At 37.1% G+C, this 25,968-nt stretch carries 23 protein-coding genes; 11 read left to right on the top strand and 12 right to left on the bottom strand.

What is annotated here, in order from left to right; all coding sequences use genetic code 11:
* The first annotated feature begins 53 nt into the window (after positions 1–53).
* On the top strand, positions 54–404 hold the full coding sequence (locus tag LEP1GSC203_RS10585) for a hypothetical protein (protein ID WP_002973970.1): 351 nt from the start codon (positions 54–56) through the stop codon (positions 402–404).
* A 7-nt stretch (positions 405–411) separates the two neighbouring features.
* Here LEP1GSC203_RS10585 and LEP1GSC203_RS10580 read toward each other — a convergent pair whose 3' ends face one another.
* Positions 412–1,503 carry a response regulator gene (locus tag LEP1GSC203_RS10580; RefSeq protein ID WP_039937745.1) on the bottom strand — a complete coding sequence of 364 codons (1,092 nt, stop codon included), beginning with the start codon at positions 1,501–1,503 and terminating at the stop codon, positions 412–414.
* A gap of 79 nt (positions 1,504–1,582) precedes the next feature.
* On the opposite strand from LEP1GSC203_RS10580, the gene LEP1GSC203_RS10575 reads away from it, so the two are divergent.
* Both LEP1GSC203_RS10575 and LEP1GSC203_RS10570 read left to right on the top strand, forming a co-directional pair.
* Positions 1,583–3,574 carry an ATP-dependent helicase gene (locus LEP1GSC203_RS10575; RefSeq protein ID WP_002974532.1) on the top strand — a complete coding sequence of 664 codons (1,992 nt, stop codon included), beginning with the start codon at positions 1,583–1,585 and terminating at the stop codon, positions 3,572–3,574.
* Positions 3,575–3,620: 46 nt separating this feature from the next.
* A complete protein-coding gene (locus tag LEP1GSC203_RS10570; RefSeq protein WP_002974027.1) occupies positions 3,621–4,166 on the top strand; it encodes an MORN repeat-containing protein in 546 nt (181 codons plus the stop codon).
* A 5-nt stretch (positions 4,167–4,171) separates the two neighbouring features.
* Here the strand turns inward: LEP1GSC203_RS10570 and LEP1GSC203_RS10565 are convergent, their stop codons facing one another.
* Entirely contained in the window at positions 4,172–4,948 is a 777-nt protein-coding gene (locus LEP1GSC203_RS10565; protein ID WP_002973967.1) for a M48 family metallopeptidase, read from the bottom strand.
* Positions 4,945–7,056, bottom strand: coding sequence for an EAL domain-containing protein (locus LEP1GSC203_RS10560; protein WP_002974540.1), 2,112 nt, complete (start codon positions 7,054–7,056; stop codon positions 4,945–4,947). The genes LEP1GSC203_RS10565 and LEP1GSC203_RS10560 overlap by 4 nt, the downstream gene beginning before the upstream one ends.
* 109 nt (positions 7,057–7,165) lie before the next feature.
* Here LEP1GSC203_RS10560 and LEP1GSC203_RS10555 point away from each other — a divergent pair, with 109 nt between their 5' ends.
* Both LEP1GSC203_RS10555 and LEP1GSC203_RS10550 read left to right on the top strand, forming a co-directional pair.
* Entirely contained in the window at positions 7,166–7,345 is a 180-nt protein-coding gene (locus LEP1GSC203_RS10555) for a hypothetical protein (protein ID WP_002973679.1), read from the top strand.
* A gap of 108 nt (positions 7,346–7,453) precedes the next feature.
* Entirely contained in the window at positions 7,454–7,777 is a 324-nt protein-coding gene (locus LEP1GSC203_RS10550) for an STAS domain-containing protein (RefSeq protein WP_002974097.1), read from the top strand.
* Positions 7,778–7,800: 23 nt separating this feature from the next.
* Here the strand turns inward: LEP1GSC203_RS10550 and LEP1GSC203_RS10545 are convergent, their stop codons facing one another.
* Together LEP1GSC203_RS10545 and LEP1GSC203_RS10540 are read right to left on the bottom strand one after the other, a co-directional pair.
* Complete coding sequence (locus LEP1GSC203_RS10545; protein ID WP_002974418.1) at positions 7,801–9,354, bottom strand: tetratricopeptide repeat protein; 1,554 nt, start codon at positions 9,352–9,354, stop codon at positions 7,801–7,803.
* Positions 9,351–10,868 (bottom strand): PP2C family protein-serine/threonine phosphatase, encoded by a 1,518-nt coding sequence (locus LEP1GSC203_RS10540; protein ID WP_002973849.1) that lies wholly within the window; start codon positions 10,866–10,868, stop codon positions 9,351–9,353. Before LEP1GSC203_RS10540 ends, LEP1GSC203_RS10545 begins: the two co-directional genes overlap by 4 nt.
* 28 nt (positions 10,869–10,896) lie before the next feature.
* On the opposite strand from LEP1GSC203_RS10540, the gene LEP1GSC203_RS10535 reads away from it, so the two are divergent.
* Positions 10,897–11,994, top strand: a complete 1,098-nt coding sequence (locus LEP1GSC203_RS10535) for an LB_137 family protein (protein ID WP_232225867.1) — start codon at positions 10,897–10,899, stop codon at positions 11,992–11,994.
* A 10-nt stretch (positions 11,995–12,004) separates the two neighbouring features.
* Here LEP1GSC203_RS10535 and LEP1GSC203_RS10530 read toward each other — a convergent pair whose 3' ends face one another.
* Genes LEP1GSC203_RS10530 through LEP1GSC203_RS10520 form a run of 3 tightly spaced genes read right to left on the bottom strand, consistent with a single transcriptional unit; the run spans position 12,005 to position 15,403 of the window.
* Entirely contained in the window at positions 12,005–13,351 is a 1,347-nt protein-coding gene (locus LEP1GSC203_RS10530) for a PrsW family glutamic-type intramembrane protease (RefSeq protein WP_002973958.1), read from the bottom strand.
* A gap of 59 nt (positions 13,352–13,410) precedes the next feature.
* Positions 13,411–14,613 (bottom strand): VWA domain-containing protein, encoded by a 1,203-nt coding sequence (locus LEP1GSC203_RS10525; protein WP_002973873.1) that lies wholly within the window; start codon positions 14,611–14,613, stop codon positions 13,411–13,413.
* A 1-nt stretch (position 14,614) separates the two neighbouring features.
* On the bottom strand, positions 14,615–15,403 hold the full coding sequence (locus LEP1GSC203_RS10520; RefSeq protein WP_002973707.1) for an AAA family ATPase: 789 nt from the start codon (positions 15,401–15,403) through the stop codon (positions 14,615–14,617).
* A gap of 114 nt (positions 15,404–15,517) precedes the next feature.
* Here LEP1GSC203_RS10520 and LEP1GSC203_RS10515 point away from each other — a divergent pair, with 114 nt between their 5' ends.
* Together LEP1GSC203_RS10515 and LEP1GSC203_RS10510 are read left to right on the top strand one after the other, a co-directional pair.
* A complete protein-coding gene (locus LEP1GSC203_RS10515) occupies positions 15,518–17,431 on the top strand; it encodes a hypothetical protein (protein WP_039937740.1) in 1,914 nt (637 codons plus the stop codon).
* Complete coding sequence (locus LEP1GSC203_RS10510) at positions 17,431–18,141, top strand: carbon-nitrogen hydrolase family protein (protein ID WP_002974086.1); 711 nt, start codon at positions 17,431–17,433, stop codon at positions 18,139–18,141. The genes LEP1GSC203_RS10515 and LEP1GSC203_RS10510 overlap by 1 nt, the downstream gene beginning before the upstream one ends.
* Before the next feature lie 79 nt (positions 18,142–18,220).
* On the opposite strand, the gene LEP1GSC203_RS10505 is transcribed toward LEP1GSC203_RS10510, so the two are convergent.
* Genes LEP1GSC203_RS10505 through LEP1GSC203_RS10495 form a run of 3 tightly spaced genes read right to left on the bottom strand, consistent with a single transcriptional unit; the run spans position 18,221 to position 21,471 of the window.
* A complete protein-coding gene (locus LEP1GSC203_RS10505) occupies positions 18,221–18,781 on the bottom strand; it encodes a lipoprotein signal peptidase (protein ID WP_002973946.1) in 561 nt (186 codons plus the stop codon).
* Between the two features lie 18 nt (positions 18,782–18,799).
* The gene (locus LEP1GSC203_RS10500; RefSeq protein ID WP_002973804.1) at positions 18,800–20,434 is read right to left on the bottom strand and encodes an ABC1 kinase family protein; all 1,635 of its coding nucleotides are present in this window, start codon (positions 20,432–20,434) and stop codon (positions 18,800–18,802) included.
* Positions 20,434–21,471: a Gfo/Idh/MocA family protein gene (locus LEP1GSC203_RS10495; protein WP_002974473.1), complete on the bottom strand. Its 1,038-nt coding sequence runs from the start codon at positions 21,469–21,471 to the stop codon at positions 20,434–20,436. The genes LEP1GSC203_RS10500 and LEP1GSC203_RS10495 overlap by 1 nt, the downstream gene beginning before the upstream one ends.
* A 51-nt stretch (positions 21,472–21,522) precedes the next feature.
* Here LEP1GSC203_RS10495 and LEP1GSC203_RS10490 point away from each other — a divergent pair, with 51 nt between their 5' ends.
* From LEP1GSC203_RS10490 to LEP1GSC203_RS10480, 3 genes are read left to right on the top strand one after another with little or no spacing between them, the layout of a single operon-like run.
* Complete coding sequence (locus LEP1GSC203_RS10490) at positions 21,523–22,902, top strand: UDP-N-acetylmuramoyl-tripeptide--D-alanyl-D-alanine ligase (protein WP_002974001.1); 1,380 nt, start codon at positions 21,523–21,525, stop codon at positions 22,900–22,902.
* A 30-nt stretch (positions 22,903–22,932) separates the two neighbouring features.
* Positions 22,933–23,430 carry a 5-(carboxyamino)imidazole ribonucleotide mutase gene (gene purE, locus LEP1GSC203_RS10485; protein ID WP_002974259.1) on the top strand — a complete coding sequence of 166 codons (498 nt, stop codon included), beginning with the start codon at positions 22,933–22,935 and terminating at the stop codon, positions 23,428–23,430.
* On the top strand, positions 23,414–24,544 hold the full coding sequence (locus LEP1GSC203_RS10480) for a 5-(carboxyamino)imidazole ribonucleotide synthase (protein WP_039937738.1): 1,131 nt from the start codon (positions 23,414–23,416) through the stop codon (positions 24,542–24,544). The genes purE and LEP1GSC203_RS10480 overlap by 17 nt, the downstream gene beginning before the upstream one ends.
* Here LEP1GSC203_RS10480 and murC read toward each other — a convergent pair.
* Positions 24,539–25,966 (bottom strand): UDP-N-acetylmuramate--L-alanine ligase, encoded by a 1,428-nt coding sequence (gene murC / locus LEP1GSC203_RS10475; protein WP_002974414.1) that lies wholly within the window; start codon positions 25,964–25,966, stop codon positions 24,539–24,541. The genes LEP1GSC203_RS10480 and murC overlap by 6 nt on opposite strands.
* Positions 25,967–25,968 lie beyond the last annotated feature (2 nt).

The raw sequence follows: 25,968 nt of genomic DNA, 5'->3' as shown, positions 1-25,968 counted from the left end.
CGTGTAATGGACATAATCAAATGGCTCAATCCTTGGGCATCCGGGAGTTTTGAATGGCAAAAACCTACTCTGGAGAGCGTATTCCTGGTACTTTACGGTACAATCTCAAAGTCAGAGAAGGAAGTACGGAACATTGTTTTATGGTTCCAGAGCCATCCATCCAAATTCCCATGGAAGGTTTTGGCCCGGATGAAAGTGCCAATCGCTTAGCTTTAGCCATCCTGCTTGATTTCACAAAAAACCCTCAAACCTCGTTTTTATATTATAAGGACTTTAATTTCTTCTTGAGTGGTTTATTTTTGGAAGACAATTGGATGTTACATTCCAGTCGTATCGAACTGTTTATGAAGTTGTTAGAAGAAAGACCTCGAATGGCAAAACCTTTAGTCTCCGGAAAACGTTAAACGACTGTTATAAGGGCTTAATGATAGGTAAGGTAAAAAACCAAGAGGATGAATTTTCATCCCGGTACATTTTTCCTTTATGTTCGGTGATGATCGTTTTAGTCACTTCAAGAGAGTTCATTTGTGAGATTCCCTTCACCAGGTCTTCTGCTCCATTGTCTTTAATTTGAATGAGGATATGACTGGATCCACCTTCTTCTACTTGTTTCAATGCAACCGTCATTTTTCTACCAATTGTATCTTCTCTTGTATTGACTCGAACTCTAGCATCCTGCATAAGATTAAGAAGTACTTGTTTTATCTTTTGTGGTTGGCAATAAACAAGAGGAACATCCCCCAGTTCAACTTCACATTGGATTCCTTCTTTTAAAAAATATTGGTGAAGAAAGGAACGAGTATCATTTATGATGCTTCCCAAATTGGAATAGTTCCATTGAGAAGATGTGGACTGAGAATAGGAGACAAGGTTTTTAATGATTTTCGCAATTCTTTCTGATTCTTCGGCGATTTTTGCAGCCTTTTCTCCCAAAGAAGGATTGCTTGTTTTTTTGGCTTCTAATGTTATAAGGTCAGCCAAATTTAAAATCGAAGTGAGCGGGTTATTGACTTCGTGTGAAATACCCGAGGCAACGAGAGCGATGGTTTCCCATTTTTGATTTTCAGCAAGCCTACTTTCTACATTGCGAATGTGTTTTTGAACTTGTGACTTATAAATCGCCATTTCAACTGAAATGTACAAATCACGACTGTTAAATGGTTTGATTAAGTAACCAAAAGGTTCTGTAGCTTTTGCTCGGTTGATGGTTGCTTCATCAGAATATGCAGTCAGATAGATCACTGGAATTTCTTTGGTTTTTTTTATGATCGTTGCAATTTCAATCCCGTCCATTGGACCGTTCAGCATAATATCCATTAACACTAAATCAAAATGTTCGTTTTCAATATGTTCAATGGCATCATTTGCATCGGAAACGTAAGTAGCATTGTACCCGTATTGTTTCAAAGTGGAACAAATATTGATAGCAATGATCCTTTCGTCCTCTACAACGAGGATTCTCTTAACGTCTGTTTCTTTATCTGTTCCCACAACTGCTGTCATATTCTTTAAAGCCGGTTTCATCTATCAAATACAATAATTAGAGTTTGTCAACAGAATCCATACAACAAATCTCTGTATTGTGAATGAGGATTTAAACGAGGCCCAAAATTCAGTCATTTTATCCCCTCCAGGACCCATCCTAGTGGTTGCAGGAGCCGGTACAGGGAAAACGAACACTCTTGTCAATAAATTGGCTTCTTTAGTCCAGAATGGATTGGATCCAAGTTCTCTTCTGCTTTTAACCTTTACCAGAAGAGCAGCCAAAGAGATGTTAAATCGTGCAACCACCAAACTTGATTCACGAATGATGTCTGTACATGGTGGTACATTTCATTCATTTTGCCACCACTTCCTTCGTAAGTATTCATTAGCTGTTTCCCTCAATGCAAATTTTACTATTTTGGATGAAGACGATGCCACAAGCCTTGTGGGAATGGCTCGCGACCAAGTAGTTTCCCAACAATCCAAAGTTAGATTTCCTAAAAAAGAAACTTTGTCAGAAATTTTTTCTTCCTGTTTTAACTTACAGATTTCATTGGAAAAGGTTCTGCAAAAGGATTATCCTATTTTTCTTGGCCTCACCAAAGAAATTCAAGAAGTGAAATCTAAGTTTGCGGAACTCAAACTAAAACATAATTCCCTCGATTTTGATGATTTATTAGATTTTACACGAAAGATTTTAATGGAAGAAGAATCAATTCGAGAAAGGATTGCATTACAATACAAATATATTTTGGTAGATGAATACCAAGATACTAACCGCATCCAGGCACATATCGCTTGTTTACTCGCCAGTAAACACCAAAATATACTAGTCGTTGGTGATGATGCTCAGTGTATTTATGGATTTCGCGGAGCCAATGTGAATAACATGTTGGATTTTCCCAAAATATTTCCTAGTACGAAAATAATCCATCTAACAGAGAATTACCGAAGCACCCAATCAGTATTAGATTTAGCAAATGCTGTTTTAGACCAGAGCAAAGAAAATTATAAAAAGAATTTAACCGCTCATAATCAAGTTTCTTCTCATAAACCGCAGCATACAAAGTTTGAATCATCAGAAGAGGAAGCCGAGTGGATTTCTGACAAAATCTTGGAATTATATGAAGAAAACACGCCATTGTCAGAAATCGCTGTTCTCTTTCGTGCAGGTTATATATCCAATTTATTGGAAGTAAAACTCAGTGCTAAACAAATTCCATTTCGTAAGTACGGTGGAAAACGATTTTTGGATTTAGCGCACGTTAAAGATTTTCTTGCCTACCTTCGCATCATTGACAATCCTAAAGATTTACTTTCATGGAATCGAATATTATTATTAGAAAAAAACATCGGGAAAAAATATGCCCAGGTTTTGTATAGAAATTTAGAAAATCATAATTTTCAATGGATAGAAATCAAAGAGTCACCTACATTTTTTTTGGGAATTCCCGAGGGTGCAAAATTATCGTTTCAACAATTGATGAGTATTTTTCAATCACAATCTTCTCATTTAACAAACAGTATGTCAATTGTGGAATCGGTTCTCACCCACTACTTACCAATTTTAGAACAGGAATATGATGATTTTGAAAAAAGAAAACTGGATTTTGATTCTTTAAAAATTCTCACTAAATCCTCTCCTAATCTTTCTGATTATTTAGCCAATTTAACTCTTGATCCCACAGAGAAATTAGAGAGCAGTTCGGTAAACAAAGAAGATGAATTTTTAACTCTTTCTACCATTCATTCTGCAAAAGGTTTGGAGTGGAAGTATGTGTTTACTATGCAAGTAGTAGAAGGAAGTTTGCCTAGTTCTAGAATCAAAACAACCCAAGATTTGGAAGAAGAAAGGCGATTGTTTTATGTGGCAATCACTCGTGCAAAACAGGGGTTGTATTTAACCTCTCCTGTTTTTTCTGAAAAAAATCGATTAACAACCATCAGTCGTTTCTTGGTGGATTTGCCCAATTTAGGTGATTTAGTTGAAGAAGTGAAACCAAAAAAAATCGAAAGTCCTAAGGAGAGTGTGGATTCTAAGTCAGAAACTGACCGATTCCAGGACATCCAAAAATACTTTTTGAATTGATTTCTGAAAAATCATCCTCTACGATGGGTTCAGATTTGGGGGATGTATGAAATTATCTTTTCGCAGTTTGGTTTGTGGAGTTTTACTTTTGCCTATGTTGCTTGCTTGCGCTTCGCAAGATACAAAAGATGCTTCTGACCCATCGAACCAAGATTCAAAATCCAATTCACGAAATGTTAGTTTAGACGACCCTGAAAAAGGCGGAAAAAAATTCGGATGTATTGAAGGAAACTGTGTCAATGGAATTGGCAAGTATGTATATGATAATGGCGATGTGTATACAGGATCATTTAAAAATGACCTTCGAGAAGGGAGTGGAAGTTTTGTTTATTCTGATGGCGAGAAGTTTAGCGGCACTTATTTAGAAGATAAAAAACAAGGACCTGGCGAATATAACTTTAAAAACGGGGATAAATATGTCGGTGAATTTCAAAACGGACAAATCAACGGAAAAGGAACTTATAGTTTCAAAGATGGAAAATCGGTTTCAGGAGATTTTACTTCCGATGGTCAGGAAGGGATAGGAGTCCTTACCGATGAAGGTAAGGCCAGGAATTGTAAAATCGCAGGAAGAAAACTTCTCTGCGAATGACCACCTTACAATTGGCAGTTGGGACGTTTTCCTTCTGCCTTTGCTTTCTCCCATAAAGCCAAAGCATTTGGCATCGCAGCATTTAAATGTTTCATTCTAGTGGCATCCGAAGGGTGAGTTGATAATAACTCATTGGGTTTATTACCACCAAGTGCGCTCATATTTTTCCAAAGTTCAACACTTTGTCTCGGATCAAATCCTGACTTCGCCATTAGTTCTAAACCAATCAAATCAGCTTCCGATTCATGTTCTCTTGAAAATGGTAGTAAAATTCCAAATTTAGCACCCATTCCCAGTGCACCGGCAACCATGGGTTTTCCTAGGTTTTCTAATAATTTCACAGACCCACCCGCAAGTTGGTTTTGTGATACACGTTCATTACCATGACGAGCAATTACATGCCCTATTTCGTGGCCAATGACGGCTGCTAGTTGGTCTTTGTTTTTTGCGATTGGAAACATTCCAGTATGGACACCAATTTTTCCACCAGGAAGTGCAAATGCATTGGGAGTATTGTCTTTAAATACTACTACTTCCCAAGATTCTACTCCTGTAGTATCTGAGGTTACAGCTAGTTCAGCTGATACAATACAGTTAACATAAGAGTTTGCAACTGCGCTAGTATCGATTGGGGTTTTTGTTTTCATTTCTGAAAATGCTAATGTTCCCATTTCATTCATTTCTGCATCTTTTACAATTAAGATTTGTCTTCTACCCGTAGGTGAAGTACTGCAATGAATGAGAAGTGGGACAAGTAAAACTAAAGTAAAAATTCGAATCATTGTTTTTCCTGTTTTGAATAGAATTGGTGTATGAATGGTATAACTTCTTCGCTTGCAATTGGTTTTGACAACCAATACCCTTGGATTTTATCACATTCGTAAGATTTGAGTAGTTCCAGTTGTTCTACTTCCTCTACTCCTTCTGCCACTACCGAATAACCAAGATCATGTGCCATATTGATGATAGAAATTAATAGAAAACTTTCTTTGGATCCTTCTTCTACGTTACTTAAGAATGATTTATCAATTTTTACAATCGAAAGTGGCAATTTTTCTAAGTAAGAAAGGGAAGAAAACCCTGTACCAAAATCATCAAGAGCCACCTTTACACCAATATCAATTAGATTCGAAAGAATCGGTACCGTTTCTGTGAGGTTTTTCATCGCCAAACTTTCTGTAATTTCCACTTGCAAGGAGGTATAGGGAATCCCTCTGCGATTATGAAGGTCTACAATCCAATGAAAGATATTTTGGTCAAAGAAAACTTGAGGACTTAAATTAACTGCGATGGAAATGGGAAGACCTTGTTTGATTTGTACTTCCTCAATCACATTGGCTGCTTGTTCCAAAACAAACCGTGTGATTGGCACAATCAAACCTGAATCTTCAGCTAGAGGAATGAATTCAGCAGGAGAAACCATTCCTCGTTGCGGATGGCGCCACCGAACCAGTGCTTCCCAATGTCCAATTTTGTTTTCTTTGATATCTAATATGGGTTGGTAATAAACAAAAATTTCGTTATGATTTAATGCTTTTTTTAAATCATTTTGAATTTCCAATTGGAAATGGATTTTTTCCTGCATGGCTTGGTTGAATACAGATACTGTTCCTACCTTTTGTGATTTTGCATGAAACATAGCAATTTCTGCATTCCGCAAAAGTACGTCAGCATCCTTACCACCAAGTCCAAAGGCTGAAATCCCACAGGAAGCTGTTAAGTAAATTTCGTATCCACCTAGAGGAATAGGATCCCCTAATCGTTCCAAAAGACGTAATGCATAATTTACACCTTCATCAATTGCAAGTAGATGAGTGAGTAAAATAGAAAAATTATCAGCACCAAGTCTTGTGATGATGGCATCAGAATCAGAAAACTGTTTTAATCTTTCTGCAAAGATAACCAATATTTGGTCCCCAGCTTCATTACCTAAGGAATGATTGATCCGTTTGAAGTTATCGATATTTATACAAAATAAAATAGGATATCCTGTATTTTTTGAGTTATAAGCAAAGATTTTTTGTTCTATTCTTGCAAGAAATAAAGCACGGTTTGGAAGTCCTGTGAGATTATCATAGAAAGCATCATGGGTTAATTGTTGTTCTGCTAGTTTTCTGTCGGTGATATCATGGTGGATGGCAATGTATTGAAATACAGATCCATCTTGTCCTGTAAAGGGAACTATAGTTGTGTCAGCCCAGTAATCACTTCCGTCTTTTTTAATATTTCTAATTTCACCGCGCCATACTTTTCCTTTCTGAATGGATTCCCAAATTTTTGTCCAGTCCTCTTTGGTTTTGTCTGCGGACTTAAGGATTCTATGATTTTGACCTATGAGTTCAGAAACAGTATAACCTGTTGCTTTAGAAAATGCTTCATTGACATAGGTGATGATTCCGTTGGCATCTGTGATGGAAACAATATTTGCTTGGTCTAAAGCAAACTTTTGGAGCTGGATTTCTTTTAAAGATTGGTATAAAAACGTTTCTGTAGTGTTTTTTTCTTTTCTATAGACAAGTTCCCTTCTTTCTCTTTCTAAAACTTCTGTTAATCGAAGGAGGTTTTTCCGATCAATGAGATCATTTACCCCAGATTTCATATAACTTAGGTTTTTCGAAAAATCTTCCGGGTCACTCAGTAATATGACTGGAATATCAATCTTTTTGTCATTTAGGTATTGTAAGTATACGGGAATTTCTGAATGAAAAGGTTCCCTTGTGCTACAGATAATAGCATCCCAATCCTCTTCGTGGACTGTAGCCTCCCATGATTGGAATGTTTCGACCACTTTGTAAAGAGGACTGAGACCATTGGCCTTCATCTCTCGCACAAGATCAAATACACTATTAGAATCGTTTTCGAGTATTAGAACGCTGATTGGAATGCCCATTGTATTTGCCGAAGCCGGCTATCTCTCCCACTAAGAATTCGTATTTTTCCTAAAATCTCAACCTAAAAATGATTCGAAAAAACTAGTAAATCTCGTCTGATAGAGTCTAGTGCATCCGAAAACATTTGAAACTAATTATATCAAAAAAGAATATTTAGAGCATGAACTTCGGAAATTACTCTTGGACATGAGTGATTTGGATTACAAAGGACTCAACGATTATGACAAGGGTGGTTTCGATGGTTTCAACCAAGCGATCACTTTGGTTTTAAAAAGGCTTCAAACCTAGGGTTTTTTCTAATCAAAATGGCTAGAAGACAAAGGAAACATGTTTCCACAAAAATTCTTTACAAATTTGGCAAGTAAACAGATAGTATACGTGCCAGTAGGAAGTTCAATGAATTTCACAACAAAACAAGTTAAAAATCATACAGTTGTTACTCTAGAGGGTTCCCTCGATATTTATTCTGCACCCGCACTTAAAAAAGAACTCCATAAAATCATAGATGACGGGGCTGAGTCAGTAGCAATTGATATGGTGAATATCAAACTATTGGATTCTTCCGGAATTGCTTTACTTGCGAACCTTCAAAAGAAGCTCAAGTCAGAAGAAGGACAGTTTTTCCTTCTCAATGTTAGCCAAGACGTTATGGTGATATTGAAACTTTCCAGTTTGGATAAATTTTTTACCATTCTTGGTGGGGAATCAGAACTTCCCTAAGACTTACTCTTTACTTCACTCTCTTAGAGCCGGAAAGACTTTACTTCTCCCCTAACCACCGGCTCTTCTTTGGATTTCGGCTTAGTCCAATCTCCAGAACTATTTTGGATCCATCGATTCGATTCCGATTTTTCTCCAGAACTTGTCAGAAGTTTTACTGCTGTCCCACGTTCGGCTGATACTTGAACTGAAACCACTAAATCATACGGGAGGTTGAGTCCAAAGGAACCCAATTGTAATGTTGCTAAATTTCCTTCAATTTTAACCTCATCACAGACCACTTCCCTTCCATCTCTTAACTTTACTTTTAGTTTTAAAGGATCTTGCGGTATTGTTTTTTTCACAACCAAGGGATTAGATTTCTCTAGAACCGGGGAAGTGACTTCTTTCGATTCTATCACCAGGGGAATTTTTTCTTCTGAGACTACGGCAGCAAGTTTGGTCGTTTCTAGTTTGGAATCTTCAAGAGATTCGCGAATGTTTTCTTTGATTTGGTTGAGTTCTTTTGTATCTTCTTCGGAAAGATTGGAAGTAGTTTCAGCTTTCAGAACTTTTTCGATGATGACTGGTTTTAAAACCAGGCTTTTTCCTTCTTCGATGTTTTCTGCGGCTTTGGAATCACCGAGTTTGTTTGCTTCTTCTTTGGAGAATGCGACAAGAGATTTGTTTTCTTGATAAAAATTTCCAATGAGAAGTAAACGTCTGTTGGCACGTATCGCGACTTCTTTGTTTTGTTTTTGTTTAACAAGTTGAATATATTCTTTTACTGCATTGGAAGTTTTACCCAACTCTTCCATGGCACGTGCTTTGATATAAGATTGATCTTTGGTTAAATTGGGTAAACTTTCCAAAGTTTTTAATGTTTCTTCATAATCGCCACTTTGAAATAAAGAATAAGCCAATTCTTCCGGTGACTTTTTTTTGCTTTTTAATTCTTCCTTCTTTTTTTCACCGTCTTCTAAAAAGCTAATGAGAAGGCTTGCGTTCTCAGCATAATGAGTTCCTGGAAATAAATCGATTGCTTTAGTGAGTTTTAGAAAAGCCTTTTCTCTTTCTCCCATCATCACCAAACAATACCCATGGTGGAGGAGAGTGAATGCCATTTCATCTGAAAGCGAGGAAGTGATCGAATCTTCCAATTCTTGGTATTTTTTGGAAGCGATTGGATACTTTCTTGTCCTTTCCATATAAAAGGCAAATTGCAACCGAATGATTGTTTTTTGTTGTTCTTCTAATTCCAAGGCAGGTTTAAAATTGAGGAACCGAACTGAGTTTATGACATAAAGACCAAAACGGTCTTGCCAACTCATTTTTAAATCCAATCCTTCTGTTTCAGAGTTCATGATTCCTGATTCCAGAATGTTTACTTTTACTTCCGACATATAATCATCTTTCGAAAGAAACATTTGTTTCAATCTTTCACGTAATGTTTGGGAAGAGAGTTCATAATTCATCAGTTGGTCTCTTAAAATTCCAAATCGTAGTTCTTGTAATTTTACACTTACGATTGACTGAGAGGCCAAAGCAAAAAAGAAAAATAGAATAAAGAAAAGAGAGAAAAAGAAAAACTTTTTCATTCCGGTACATCAAGGACAATCATTGTGACATCGTCCTTATATTCCTCATGTTTTTCTTCGAGTAATGCCATAGCCTTTTCTACTATCTCTGCATTAGATAAGTGGATGTTTTCTAAAACTACTTCAGTGAATCGTTCTAAACCAAACAGTCCCCCTTCTTTGATTGGAGTTTCGACAACACCATCTGTATAAAGAATGATTTTGTCTCCGGGAAGAACTGGAAATGATTCTAAATTGTATTGAATATCATCACCCATTCCAAGTGGTGGACCAGAACTATCTACATAAGTGATTTCTTTAGTGGAAGGTCGAATGATAAATGGTGCATTGTGACCTGCATTTACAAATTTAACAACTCCGGGTTCTTCAAATACAACAAAGACTCCAGTTGCAAAAAACGATGCCTGGAGTCTGTTTGCAATTACTTCACCCAATTGGTTGATTGCCTGAATGGCTGAGTGGTTTTCTTTCATAATCGCCTGTAAAGACATAGCCATAACTACTGTTACAAGTGCTGCAGATACACCATGTCCAGAAGCATCTGCCAGAAAGAATCCATAATAATTTTTTTCGGGAAATTGGAAGTATTGGTATAAATCTCCTGATACTTCGCGCATAGGACGGTACAATTTTCCAATATTGAATTTTTTATATTTTTTTACAGAAGGCAAAAATAATTCTTGTACTTCTTTCCCAATTTGTAGTTCTTGATTGATCTCTTCATTCAATCGAGTAATGGTTGTTACCTTGTTTTGGATTTCTTCAGCCATTAAATTAAATGACTTACCCAAACTATCCAACTCATCATTACTTTTAAATCCCCAATCTACTCTAGATTGCAAATTGCCCGTTGCCATTTCTTTTGATGCCACTTCCAAGGATCCCACTCGTTTGAATATAGCACGATACACTAAAATTGCGAAAATAATATGAAAAACAACTCCCCAAAGAACTGCATAACCCACTTGGATGTAGAGTTGTTTCAATCTGTCTTGGATAGAAGAGATATTGAAATGAGTGAATAAAAATACTTCGCGGTTATCAGAAAGACGAATGGGTAACAAAAAATCGACAGTAAAATCTGATTCGTTTAAATCCAAACTGTATCTTGCTTTGAATAAATTTCCTTCCTTATCGGAAGAGACTTCTTTGGTCTTTTTTAAAACAGCCTCTGTAATTTCTTTTACACCAGGCCCCGATTCTGGTTCCGAAAGTATGGTTTTGCCATCAGGATCAAAGATCGAGAATTTGTTGATTTCATAAAGTTTTAACGTTTTTCGAAAAACTTCAAAACTATCATCTCGCGACCCAGAGAGCCCAATGGACTGAATATCGGCTAAAATTGTATTGGCAAGGTTTTCTGACTGGAATTGAAAGTTCTTAAGTAGCAAATCCGATTGATTTTCGAAGATCATCACCGTAAAAAAGATGATATTTAGTAAGGCAAGAAGGGAATAAAAGAGTCCAATCTTAAAGCGTAAGGAATTCGTCGTTTTGATTTTGCTTTTGTTCACGGCAATTACTAGTATTGTCGATAATTAAGTGATAGAAATCTATCACAAAATTGAGATTTTCCCATTGGTTTTAGGCATCCACATATCCTTCCTTCGCTCTCTGAGAGCTATTGTACTTCTCTTGCTAATGGTGTTTGCTTTCTTTTCCCTTTCTGCGGACAAGATTCGGTTGAAATCAGGGGAAGTACTGAACGGTAAAGTGGTCAGCGTAACGGCGTCCCATGTGGAATGGCAGGACCAAGGAAAACGATATAAATTTTTAAATTCCGAGGTTTTAGGAATCGATGTAGGATATGATGGACTTCCAGCCTGCGCCGATTATAAAACTTTTGGTGTAGAAGATTGTGATCTAATTCTCACCAAACTGACGAAAACAAATGCTAGTTTTTCTAAAAAAAGTAGCCCTCTCGAACTTGAGACCATCCCTTTAAAAAAAATAGCGTCTCTTCGAGTCAATTCTGAATCGGGATTTCCCATGGAACGGTACATTGATCCTGGGGTAAAAGGCAAATGGGTCTTTGCTGGAAAAGAGATTTTTGGAAATTTCAAAACTCTAGAACGAGGTAAAATCACCATTGAGACAGAAACTAAAGCTTTGGAATCGGTCGATATTTTGGAATTTGAATCTTTTGAGATTCAAAACAAATCTGTGATTGTAAAAGTAATAAAAGAAGAAACTCCAAAAGTAATTCCAGGTTATACACCGATTACAGAAAAAAGGTACGGAAAAGCTGCATTTATTTTTGGCGGAGCATTGCTTTCCGGCTTAGGTATGTTATATGAATATAATGCCTCAGTAAATGCTATCAACAACGACATTGAATACATTCCTACTTCTGATGGAAGAGTATTTATATTTGCAAATACCTTCAGTACAGAAAATTACGATTTTCATAGGCAGCGTTTTTTAATTTATTCTGCGGTGTTTACTTCCATCATTACTTATAGTTTGATTGATAGTTTTTATTTGGGTAAAATGGAAAGCCAAAAGGAAAACGCAAATGGGGTTTATTTGAAACCTATTTTGGATATGAAACCAAATTCCTATGCCTTAGGATCTGTGAACCAATTTCAAAAACCAAATGATAGTCTTTTTTATGGATTTAGTTTCGAATCTAGGTTTTAATCTTTTTGGATTAAACCATTGCCTTTCGTAAAAATAAATTTTTAAAGTTTTGTTTGAACCGTAAAAAGTGCCACTTGATAAGGAAAGGATATGGAATTGTATCCAATTGGCACATAGCTCCGCAATTGCCTTCTTCATTTTCTCTGCACCAAAGTATGGTTCCAGCTAGTCCTACAAAACAATCGAGTCCAATCCAAAGATCAAATTTGACTTGGGTATTGTCAGGAAACATTTGAGAAGTCGGAAGATAAAACATATTGGCTTGGATATGAAAGATAGCAGAATTTTCTTCAATACTATCTACATGTAAATCAACAGAACTGAAGAGTGGAACCGCAAGCATTCGATCTCGAAAGAAATATGGATTTAATATTCCAGCAAAGAAAAACATAAGAGAAAGAACAATTGGATACATCACAAACAATGCAAAATAGTCTTGGAGTGCTAAATCAGGAAATTTCTGGCTAATCCACTCGGGAGAATCAAATAATAAATAAATAGATAAAATACCAGGAATTAAAAAGAAAACTGTCAGGAACAAATGGCGCAGATTTGGATATTGTAAAAGTTTAATTCCCGATGTGGAAATATGTTTTTGGATATTTTGAATCCAACCTTCGTGCCGGTTGTGACGACTCAAAATTTCATACTCTTCCATACTCATATTCATTAGTTTAAGGATATGACCGGGTAAGAGGATCCTCGACTTAGCAATTGTTAGTTCTAGTAAAAAGAATAGAGAAAGGATGCACGCTGGTAAAACAATCAGTAAATCAATTTCCTGAAAAATGGATAAATTATAAAAACCGTGAATTCCAACACAGATAATAAAACCATAAGCCAATTTGCCCCATTTGAATATTGGATTTTTATGAAATAGGAACATCATAAGATAAGCACCCACAAGTCCCCCATTCATCATGTGTATAGGGAGAGCTGTAATGGAACGAAGTACTTGCGACCAAAGGCCAGTATTGATAAAGTATAGAATATTTTCGACTAAGCCAAATCCTCCACCTAATACCAGACCATAAAAGATCCCGTCGGTAACTGTAAATTCATCCTGATTTTTTCGAAAAAACATGTAAATGCCAACTAACTTTGCAAATTCTTCCACAAAGGCTGAAAGTATAAAAGCATTCCAGTAAGGCCCACCGTTCGGAAGCCAATTCAAAAGCAAAGATTGTAATCCGATAGCAATCCCGGCACTGGATATTGAAAAAGCAAGAGCTGTATATTGTAAAAACGATTCCGTAAAACGGTAAAAATGAAAACGATAGAAGGAATAATAAAATGCGAGTGTGAGGAGATTGATAAAAAATATGACCAAACTAGGAATAGAAATTTGTGTGATCATATGGTTTATTAACGGCAAAAAAACACTAAAAATAAATGAGAATTGTTTGGATCTTAGTGTTAAACCAATCTTTTTACTGCCTTTCTTAATCCTTCAATGGTTAGGGGAAACATAGGAACAACCTCTTCGATGGCTTCGATTGTCGGTGCCCCCCAAAATCGTTTGGGTTCGGGATTTAGCCAAACTGATTCTGGAAAATATCCTACGAGTTCCTTTAAAGATTCTAGTCCACTTTTGGCCTTTCGTTGTTTTTCTTCAGAACTTGAGCCATGATACGCATAAGGATTGTAAGGTGTTCCCATCAGTTCATAAGGGGCCATATAAGCATCTCCCACAAAAATGAGTTTTGTATTTTTGCGAAATTTTTCCTCAAATTGTTTAAGAGAAATTCTCGTTTGGAACTCGTGGTTAGCATAAAGGTACTCATGAAAGATATTATGAAAAAAATAATTATGAACTTCTTTGAAATGATACAATCCACGACTTGCACTAAATAGTTTGCTCACCCTATCGGAATGGGGAGTCATACTTCCTCCGATGTCCATGATGAGTACAAGCCTTAGTGAGTTTTTACGTTCCCTTTCTTCAACTAGTTCGATTTCCCCCCCATTTTCACAGGTTCTATCGATGGTTTTGTCTACATGGAGTTCTCTTCTTCCTTCTTTTTTTAAAAACCTAAGTTCCTTTAAGGCGAGTTGGATGGACCTAGTGTCTAGAATTTCATCTTCCCTGTATGCTTTGTATTTTCTTTCGTTCCACAAACTCACACCAGAACGGTTTCCTTCCCCTTCCGTGTTACCACCGATGGAGATACCGTTGGGATTAAATCCAGAATTTCCGAAGGGTGAGGTACCCGAAGTTCCTACCCACTTGTTTCCACCGTCATGACGTTCCTTTTGTTCTGCTAAACGTTTTTTTAATTCTTCGATGACTTCTTCCATACTCAAATTAGGAGCATTTAATTTCTCAGAATCACTTAAGTGTTTGGGTATGTTTTCTTCCAACCATTCGAAGAGTGTATCTCTAAATTGTATTCTTTGTTCCTTCCAACTTCCAAAGGTTTTTGAAAAGGCAAGGTCATAACTATCATAGTATTTTAGATCTTTTGCAAAGTTAAGCCTACCCACCCGGTAGAGTTGATCCAAATTCATATAACCAGATGGATCGGTGAGTTTTTGGAGACTTGCGAGAAAGGCAATCAGTTCGCCCGTAGAACAAGGAACAGACTCTCCCCGCAGATTGTAAAAAAAATCCAAAAACATATTAGTTCAAATAAACTCGGTAGTCGTCTTCGGACTTGAAAAGAGTTCCTGCAAAAGGAATTTTACTAGATTCTAAAGTTTCTCCTGAAACCAGAAGTACCTGAATCCAATCTAATAGTTCGCTGGTAGAGGGTTTTTTTCTTAGACTTTCTATCTTACGAATGGAATAAAACATCGCCAATGCCTTTTCCATAAACTCTGTTTGGATGGAGGGGTAATGGGCTTTTATGATTTCTTTCATTGCTTCTCGTTTTGGAAATTCAATGTAATGAAAGATACAACGTCTGAGGAAAGCATCAGGAAGTTCTTTTTCATTGTTCGAGGTGATAATGACAATGGGTCTTTCTTTGGCGATGATATGTTCTTTGGTTTCTGGAATGAAAAATTCCATTTTGTCTAATTCTAAAAGTAAATCATTTGGGAATTCAATGTCTGCTTTGTCAATTTCGTCAATAAGGACAACAGCTTTATTGGATTGGGAAAATGCTTCCCCAAGTGCACCCAGGCGGATGTAGTTTTTCACATCGCGCACCCGAAGCATGGCTTCTTCTTCTGGAAACCGAGAGTCATTCAAACGGGAAACAGCGTCGTAAAAGTACAGTCCTTCTTTGGCTAAGCTTGTGGATTTAATATGCCATCTGTAGAATGGAAGGTTCTTTGTCTCCGCAAGGAAACTGGCCAGGAGAGTTTTCCCTGTCCCCGGTTCTCCTTTCAACAGGAGAGGTCTTTTTGTAATTTCCGCCACTTGGACCGCTTCTTTCAGATCTTCGGACAGGATGTAATCAGCCATGGTGTATCTACCTTTTGGACTCCAATCTTTTCAGAAAAACGGGGGAATCCACTAAAAATTGCTTTTTGTAAGAAATTGAATTCCCATATTAAGGATTTGGAACGATAGTAAATTATGGGCGATTTTGATAATACGAAACGGGCAATTGGCGTTGGGAAACTGGATGATTCTGCAAGAAAGGATATGTTCAATAAGTTTGTCAGTGCTGGCGGGGAGATAGTAAAAGAAAAACAACCGCAAAAAGAAGACGACACAAAGAAGGGTCGCCCGGAGCCAAAGGTTCGACAAAGCACAGTTTCTCGTGGTGGTGAAGATAGCCGATCAGGGAGCCGGGGGGGAAACCAAAATAAATCAGATTCTGGAAGTGCAAGATCCCAAGCAGATTCAAAAGCCCAATATGAAAAAGAAATCAGTAGTTTTTCCGCAAGATTTGGAATCAAACTCAAATGTTGGCTCGCACGTGTCACTCCCTTTGGATCGAGTGACCTCACTCCGAAGTTTATGCACGATTTTAGTATTCGCGCCAAACAAGCATTAATTGAGCTTCAATACAGTGGGAATGAACTTTTAGCAAATCAACAATATTCCCCACAACTCAGTAAAGCTTTAGATAAAATCAACCCTCTTCTCGTGGAATTATTAGCCATGGGACAAAAACTTTACAATGGACCTGAACTGACAGACATTACCGATCCAATTATGGTAGCGCCGGAATCCCCAGTTGCTATTGAAAGGGTAAAAAATCCAATTTACGCACTCTTTAAAAGGATGTACATTTTATATCCTTACCAAGAAACATTAAAAAAATCTTTTGTCCAAGCATATGATGAATTACAAAAATTAGAAGGGAAACCTTCGCTAATTTATGCGAACAAAAAAAGGAAAGTAACTCAAGAAATTGATACTTTGTTTGAAGGATTTTTTGATCGACTTTATCTAGTCATTTTACGAGCGGAAAACAAAAACATTCCACTAATCTCTCGTTATATGGAAAATCTTTTGGGAATTCTGCCAGAAGATAGACCAGGGCAAAGAAAATCTGGTGAAAACGTACCTGGAGGAAAACAGCTAGAAACAAAGGATGACCAGAAGGGAGAAGATTCTAAGGAAGAGGATAAAAAAGAAGAAGAAATACCTTTATCCAAAGAACAGGCGTATGGAATGCGTCTCATGCAGATGTACTCTCTGCCAAAACTTCGAAAAAAGTTCGATCCTAAAAATGAATACTCTAACATACCTGATTCAGATAAAGCACTACTTTCTCTATTTTATTTTTATGAATTTGATGATGAATATTCCTTTGTAATGACTACAAAGAAAATCGATATTAAACCTGGCTCGGTTAATGGAGTGAAGGTAGATTATCGTCAAAAAATGTTGGATATTTATGAAGGAACAAGGACCATCATTGATCAATTCCGAATCTACAGCGATATCATTCGGGAATTAGAAAAACACAAAGCCAATCCGGGAGCTAACTACATTGAAGCTTCCAAAAAACTCACTGGAATCGAACAAAAACGTACGGGCCAATCCAGAACTGTCAGAATGGCGATCAAGGAATTTAGTTTAAAATCTAGAGACTCGCTACTTGTTCTCATTAAGGACATGAAAAGTAAAAAGGAAATCGTCGCTAACATGAATGACGTTTTGACTTTGGATTCGATGGAATCTCGGAAACGACTGAATAAAAAACCAGTGAAACAATGCATAATGGAAGCGTATTGTTACTTAATGGCTTTGTATGATCGCTTGGAAACAGGAGATTTATTCGGTGGGCTTGTGGAACTCACACCAGAACAAATGAAATCTTCTTTTGGTGTCGAATTGGGAAATGCCAGTGGAGAATCCACGGATACAGAGTTTGCTGATTTAGATAAAGATACAACAGACCAACCCAATCCAACAGCAAAAACAAATAATGATTCAGAAACTAAGGGTTCGGCAGATGATTCTTCTGATGAAGAAAATGACAGTTTGGATGATCTTTCTGATGATGACATATTACCATCGGGGAATCCATTTTAATGGCAGTCATCAAAATCGCAATTTACCAAAAGAACTTACACAAACGCATTAGCCCTGAGGAAATTTCAAAAATCCAACAAAGTAAGGCACATTTTTTAATTTTACCAGAAGGTTTCCCACATTTCTTTCAAAGTGAATCACCAGAAAACGCCGCCAAACACGAAAAAGAATACCAAGACCATTTATTAGAAATTTCAGAAACATTTCCTGGTGTCATACTGGGAGGAAGCCACTATAGAAAAAATGAGGAAGGACATTTGGTTTCGGCTCTTCCCATTGTTCAATCTTTGGTTTTAGTTGATTTTTATGAGAAAAAATCACCCTCAGCCTCTAAAGAACCTGGTGTGGTTCCTGGAAAAACAGAATCTATCTTTATTATGGGTGGACTTCGGTTTGGACTTCTTGTCGGTGAAGACTTAGAAAATGAAGCCATTTGGAAAGAATTCAAAAAAGAAGACATAGAAATTATATTTTATTTATCCTATGCTGATGAAAAACGTTCTTATGAAGAAGATCTTACCTACTTTGAATCTCTTGCTAAAGAAAAATCCATCCATTTAATCCGTGTTTGCGGACCATCTGAAGGAAAACCTGCTCGCAGTCTCTATGCCTCGCCTTCTGGGATCAATTGGAAAGTGGGAAAAGTGGAAGAAGATAAAGATGTGTTTAAAACTTTGTCTGTAAATGTAATGAGAAGTTATTTATTGTAAATACAAACAATCGGAATCTTTCCTTTAGAATGATTCCGATTGTATTTTTTCTAAGTAAAAATAATAATATTTAAGTTTTCTATTTTTTATCTAATTCTTTCCAATCCATAGTGAGAAGGAGAATTACGATTCCAATTGACACACAAGAATCTGCAACGTTGAATGCAGGCCATCGATCAAAAAGTAAAAAATCAGGCCATTCAAAGTCTAAAAAATCCACCACACCGATGTATTCGATTCCTGGTTTTTCGGGAGTGAACCCAAATCGAAAACCAACACCAGGAATTTTTACAAAAAACTTATCTAAAAAGTTACCAAAAGCTCCTGCCATAACAAAATTCCAGCCCCAAGCATTTCCTAAATCAGCATTTTGCCAGCGGTAGAAGATAAGAAATACAATTGCAAATCCAGTGGCAAATAGTGACGGTAAGGCATTGTCTTGAAAAAGTCCAAACACAAACCCTGTATTGAAAGTTAATGACAATCGGAAAAAATCACCTAACACGGGAATACTTTCGTGAGCCAACATTTTAGTAATGATGATATATTTAGATGTTAAATCTAAGAATAGTCCCAATGCAACAAAAGCAAGATAACCTGGTTTAAAGACCGAAAAAAATGGGGTTTTAGGTAGATTCATAAATTAAAAATGGTCCGTTTATTTTTGTTTCCAATAACTGAGACTTGACTTGGCTAAAGACCAAAAACAAAGTCCTGATAGTATATAAAATAATATGCTTGGTTCTTTCCATAATTTTTCCGAATAATACATTCCGAAAAAGAAAAATATCGAACCAAGTGCCCCAAAGGTAAAAATCTCTTTTAGTCGTAACTCCTCTTTTCTTGTGGAATCAGGGGTTTGGAACTCTCCTCGGTTCCATTTGTATAAAAATTCATTTAGTTCTTTCGGTAATGAAAACAGGCTTGTAATGAATTCTTCCCCTTCATCCTTCCAAAGTTTTTTTAAGGAACTTCCTTTCAAAACAATTTGTGAAAACGGTTTTTCAGCATAATCGATCATAGAGCGTGTTGGGTCTAAATAAGATGAGTTTCCGAGTAACAGGGCAAGTACGCGGTGAAGACTAAGAAAATTTGGTGGAAGTTTTAGGCTAGAAAGGAGGCGTTTCAGACTTACCTGGATTTCCTTTAGAAACCGAAGGTCTTCTGCGGGACGAAGTGTATCAAATCCAATATTGCGAAAGTGGTCAGTCGAATCCAAAATTCGATTCAGTTTTTCCAGGGAATACTTTACAATTTGAATGAGTTCTTCTTTCGATAATGACTCTGTCACAGCTCCGAGTTCAAATAAGGACTCTGTGATTAGGTGGTAGTCTTTTCGCATAGCACCAATGAGAATTCTTTCTAAAATGCGGGTTTCTTCTTCTGAGATGGATTGAACGGCACCAAAATCGATAAAACATAGTTCCCCTGTTTCCATAAAAATCAAATTTCCAGGATGAGGATCGGCATGAAAGAATCTGTATTCAAAAATCATTAGGATATAAGCCCTAACCAATTTTTCTAAATTGGGATTTTTTTTTGTGTGAGATTCTAAAACTCCCAATTCATAAATTTTCTTTCCTTCCACAAACTCGGTCACTAAAGTATGTTTGTTACAAAGTTCATCGATAGGATTTGGAAAATAAAAATCTTTTTCTAGAGCAAATAGTTGTTTGGTGTATTTTAAGTTTTTTAATTCGCTACGAAGGTCAAGTTCTGCTCGAATCATGGATTGTAATTGTTCAGTTACTTCTTTAGCAGAAATTTTAAATACAAATCTATCAATGATCCAGAGAACTCTTGCAATGGTTTTTAAATCCCGGATGGCATCTTCTTCGATTCCAGGGTACAAAGTTTTTATCGCTACTTTTTTATCATTGTAGTAACCGATATGAACTTGGGCGGTCGAGGCACTGGCATAGGATGTTTTGTCCAGGTCAGTGAAAATTTCGTTCATTGATTTTCCGTAATCACTGATCCAACGTTTGTCTATATCTTCAAATTTTCTTGGTGGGATTTTATCTTGTAAGTCTTGGAGTTCCCATAAAAATTCTTCAGGTAAAACATGGAATAAATTACTGACAAATTGGCCAATTTTGATATAAACTCCACCTAACTGAAAGAAAAGGATTTTTGTTTCTTTCCCTTTTCGTTTCAAAAACCGAATCCGAAGTGATTCATATTTGGACTTACTTCTTAATTTTCGTCTGATTTTTGTTAAGACAAGATATTCCACCCATGTTTTGATTACAAAAATATATATAGAAGCAGACCTGTTTTGTTTTGAATTCATTATTTTCGCCTATAAATTGATTCTATCATATTTAGAATTTCAATATTGTCAGAGAGAGTCCCTTCCATCGTTTGTTTTTTTCCCCGAATCACTTCGTAAATTTCATTGTAAATTCCAAGAAATGCGTTGGCAGATTCTGGTTTAGGAAACTGGGGAGGAAGAAAGGGAACTAAACTCCGAAATCCTTTATACAACTTGGATGTTTCGGACTGGAAAAACTGAAACCCATCATTGGAACAAATGATTCTGTGTGAGTCAGTATGGATGTCGAGTTCAAATTGAAAATATTCTCTTTCGCCTGATACATCGATAAAAACATCCACACCCGCTTTTGTTTGAAACCAGGCTACGGCTCTTGATTCTATGGAATTTTTTTTAGGTCTTTCTAATTTAGAACCCATTAACTGGGGTTTTCCAAGTAGCCAATGGATAAGATCCACTGCATGAGTGCCGTCATGGAGTAAAGGACCTCCTCCGAGTTTTGAAAAAGCAAGGCCAGGATTTTTGGCAGAGGTAAAAACCGAAGCCCGAATGGATTTTAAAATTCCAAATTTTCCCTTTGTTAGTTGGTCTTTTACAAATTGGTAACTTGGGTGGTATCTTCTTTCGTGGTTAATCCAAATTCGGGTATTGTTTTTCTTCGCAAGTTTTTGAATTCGTTTGGCGCCTGTCTCTGTGAGGGCTACTGGCTTTTCGATGAGAAGGTTGGGAATCCCTTGGCGGATGCAGTGTATGGCCCAGTCTTCATGGGAAGCACTAGGTGTAGAAATGATTGCTAATTGGAGGGATTTGGGTAAGGCAACTTGGGAAGGATTGGCATTTACGTTTTCTGCCTTTGCATTCCAATACAATTGAAAGGATTCACATTTTTCAACATTTGAATCCAACCCTAAAACAAACTCAAACCGCTCTTTTCCCCATTCGGAGGAAACCACCCCCATATGCGTGCAAGGTTTTTTTCGCAATGGATCCGTTTCCAATTGGGATCCAATCCGTCCTAGGCCAATCAGAATGGTCTTGATTTTGGATCGTTTCATTTATCTTTTTCTTCCAAATCTTTCTTTCTGAAAGAAACTGGCATAGAAGCTATGATCGCACCATTTGAATATTCCCTGTCAACTATTCTAAGTTTGTTTTCCAAAGACCAAGATTGGAAACGAACAGACAACCCTACTTTTCGATGGATCACAACCTCTTCTTCCGAAACCAAAGCTCGCTCTTTGTTTGTTCCTTTGCGAGGAACAAGAGATGGTCATGAGTTTATCCCTGATGCCTTATCCAAAGGGGCCACTGCCTTTCTTTGTGAAAAAAACCACCCGATCTTGAAAACCCTATCGAATGCGGATCAATCAAAAGCCATAGTAGTTTCCGATTGTTTGTTAGCCCTGGGAGTTATTGCCTCTTATCACAGAATGAGATTTAAACCAATGATCCTTGCCGTAACCGGATCCTCTGGAAAAACCACCACCAAAGATTTATTAGGTGGTTTATTTGGTTTTCTTAAGCAAAAGTCCCTAGTTGTAACGGAAAAAAATTATAACAATGAAATTGGTCTTCCCTTTACTTTATTTCGAATCACGGAAGAAACACGTGTGGTCATTTGTGAATTGGGAATGAATCACAGAGGAGAAATCGCTAGACTCTCCCGGATAACAAAGCCCACCCATGCCCTTATCACAAATATTGGTTCCGCCCATATTGAAAATCTAAAATCAAGAGAGGCCATTGCTGAGGAAAAAATAGATATCATTTCCGGAATGGCAGAAAGCTCAGTTCTCTTTGTCCCTGACGATCTTGATTTTTTATATCGGGCAAAACTGAGAACTAAAAAACAAAAGATCAAACTTATCGTTTGGAACCACAAAGAAAAACCAAATTTAAAAGTAAAAAAAATAGAAAGCACTGGATTTCTGTTGGAGTGGAAAGGAAAAGAAATCCAGTGGAGACTTCCTGGCACAAAACTTCTCAGTAATGTTAGGGGAATGTTGGCTGTTGGATCTTATTTCCAAATCGATCCAGATCAAATGGTAAATACAATTCAAAATTACAAAAGTCCTGACAAACGATTGAATATCAACAAAGGTTATTTTACCATCATCGATGATTGTTATAATGCCAATCCTGAATCCATGTTGTCTAGTATAGGTGCTGCCGAACAGTTTGCCGGGAATCGAAATATTGTTTGGATTTTAGGATCGATGAAAGAACTCGGCAAATTTTCTAAATACTACCATGAAGAGGTCGGAAAAGAAATCCAACGAATTGGGAAAGGTATCTTACTTGGATTTGGCGAAGAAACGAAGCCAATGGTAAAAAAAGTTCCTGGGGCCAAATGTTTTACAGAAGTGGAAGACCTAATCCAATTTGTAAAAACAACGGTACCCAAAAATTCAGTTTTACTCGTTAAGGGATCTCGGTCTATGAAAATGGAAAGAATTGTAATCGCCTTAGAAACATTTAAGGGTTGATGAAGATTTGACCTTTCCTAGATTACACGTATGCCCACAAATCAACCAAAAGTAGCTGTCATTATGGGTTCCCATTCCGATTGGGAAACTATGAAGGAAGCCTGCGAAATTTTGACAGAGTTTGGAATTCCTTTTGAAAAGGAAATTGTATCAGCACATCGTTCTCCAGAACGGATGGTTGAGTTTGCAAAACAGGCAAAACAAAATGGATTTGCTGTGATCATTGCTGGTGCTGGTGGAGCTGCTCATTTGCCTGGTATGACTGCATCACTTACCACTTTACCAGTCTTAGGTGTTCCGGTGCAATCTAAAGCACTCAATGGAATGGATAGTTTATTATCGATTGTCCAGATGCCAAAAGGAGTACCTGTTGCTACTTTGGCCATTGGAACCAGTGGTGCCGCCAACGCAGGATTACTTGCTGTTCGGATTCTTTCTTTACTTGATTTTGATCTTCATAAAAAATTAGAATCTTATGCAGATAATAACCGCAAGTTAGCACTTTCTAAAAATGACCAACTCCTCTAAAGAAAATCGGAATTTTAAAATTGGTGTTTTGGGCTCGGGTCAACTGGGTCAGATGATGTGTTTAGAGGCCCTTCCCTTGGGTTATGAGTCTTACTGTTACTCCCCAGACATCGACTCTCCTTCTGAAAAGGCTGGTGCAAAAGCAACAATAGGTGCCTACGAAGATTTAACTAATCTAAATACATTTCTTTCAAAATTAGATGTATTGAGTTTCGAATTTGAAAATATTCCCAAATCCACTTTAGAGTTTTTAGAATCGCAAACGAAACAAATTAAAATATTTCCACCTCCCAAGGCCCTTGTCATTGCCCAAGACCGGTATTTAGAAAAAACTCACTTTCGTAAGTTAGGTTTTCGTACAGCAGAGTTTTTCCACCTAACAAAAGAAACAACTAAATTTGAAATTGCCATTCCCTACCCTTGGATCATCAAAACTTTACGGTTTGGTTATGATGGTAAAGGACAGGTTAAAGTTCAGGAAAAAAGTCAATATGAAGATTTTTTAGAGAAAGCATTTCCTGTAGGTGATGAAGAATATTTAATAGAAGAAGTAATTCCGTTTCAAAAGGAAATCAGTATCATCCTCACTCGTTTTCAAAGTGGGGATATCGTCTGTTATGGGGCAGTTGAAAATGAACACAAAAATCATATTTTAGATCTTTCTATTTATCCTGCCCGAATTCCAGCAGGCCTAAATCTGGAGGCCATTGAGATGGCTTCTAAACTTGCAGAATCCTTGGATTATGTGGGAACCTTGGGTGTGGAATTCTTTTTAAAAGAAAATCATCTCTACTTAAATGAATTTGCTCCAAGACCTCATAACACTGGACATTTCACTCAAGATTGCCAAAGTTTTTCGCAGTTTCATTTGCATGTAGCTTCGATTACTGGAAATCTTCCCCCAACGGATGTTAGGCCAAAGCCGACACTGATGAAAAATATTTTAGGGAATGAATATCAGGAAAGTTTGCTGAGAGCTCGTTCTCTGTTGAAAGATGACAGATACCAATTGCATCTTTATGGAAAAGCAGAAGCAAAAAAAGGAAGAAAGATGGGCCATATGAACTTTAAAGGAAATTTAGATGAGGTAAATCCCCTCTTTCATGATTTATAACTGCGATTTGTCTTCCAATAACTGAAGACCCCAATCTCTCACATTCCCTGCACCTAAACAAAGTAACATGTCCCTTGGTTTCAATTTGGATTTAATTGAAATTAAATCCAAATCCATTTCTCCTATTAAAAATTCTGCATTTTTCGTAGTCAGGAATGGTAAAAATGATTTATGAGTAATTCCAGGAATGGGTGATTCACCTGCAGAATAAATGGGAAGAATCATGAGAGTTTCCGCAAGGGATAGAGATTCAGCTAATTCCTTGACTAACAGCTGTGTGCGGGTGTAACGATGCGGTTGGAATAGAACCACAAGTTTTCCATCTGATTTGAGTTTATTTTTTAAGGACCGAATGACCATCGCAATTTCTGTGGGGTGGTGACCGTAATCATCCATTACCGTCACTTCATTCCAATTTCCTAGGATTTCTTGCCTCCGTTTGACTCCAATATAACGTGATAGGATTTCAACAGATAACTCTGGGGAAACACCTGCCACAAAGGCTCCGACTAGAGCAACCAGGCCATTCGTAAGATAATGAACCCCAGGATAAGGAAGTTGTAATGAAAGCGTTACGAATCCAGGAAAATCAAATTCCAGAATATCTTCTTTAATTTCATAAATTACCGGAATGAGTTGGTTCCTAAGTATTGTTTCTAACGAAAGAAACCAATCCGACTTTATCTCTTGTTTTTCGATACAAAGATAAAGTCGAAAGTCTTGCGAAACTTGTAGGTTCTTAGTTTTATGAAGAAGGACATCCCGTATCCCTGGATCATTGGCATACAATACAGAATCCCCTGCCGTACCAAAAGCGATATATTCAAAAAAGGCAGCTTCTAAACGTTCTCTGGTTTTGTAATAATCCAAGTGGTCATTATCAATATTGGTCAAAAGACGGATGGAGGCTTTGTGACCAAGAAAGGTTCCGTCTGATTCGTCTGATTCGTAAACAGCATACTTTCCTGTTCCTATTTTCCCACCTCGTTTTTCCAAAAGACTAGTATCACCACCAATCATAATGGTTGGATCCATTCCCAATTCTGTAAGAATTTGAGAAACCATAGTTGTTGTTGAAGTTTTACCATGACTACCAGCAACGGAAATGGATTTTTGGTTGGAAACCAAAAGATGCATAAATTCAGATCTATGTTTTAAGGGAATCTTTTTGTTTTTTATTTCATCAAACACTTGTTTGTGTTTATCATTGATGGCTGAACTAAAAACTACCATCTCAATTCCCTCTAATGGAATCTTTGTGATATCATTTTTGATAATGGCTCCGCGTTTTTCTAAGTATTCAGTTGTTTCTGATTTTTTTTTGTCATAACCGAGGACGGGAAGTTTTAAGTCGAGTGCCATATGGGCAAGGCTTGACATCCCACTCCCCCCAATTCCCAAAAATAATATAGGACCTTTCATTG

Origin of the sequence: Leptospira terpstrae serovar Hualin str. LT 11-33 = ATCC 700639 (assembly GCF_000332495.1) — a bacterium.
In the GTDB taxonomy this organism is placed as follows: domain Bacteria; phylum Spirochaetota; class Leptospiria; order Leptospirales; family Leptospiraceae; genus Leptospira_A; species Leptospira_A terpstrae.
The sequence above is the reverse complement of the archived record's forward strand: the minus strand, read 5'-3'. Positions and strand labels throughout refer to the sequence as shown.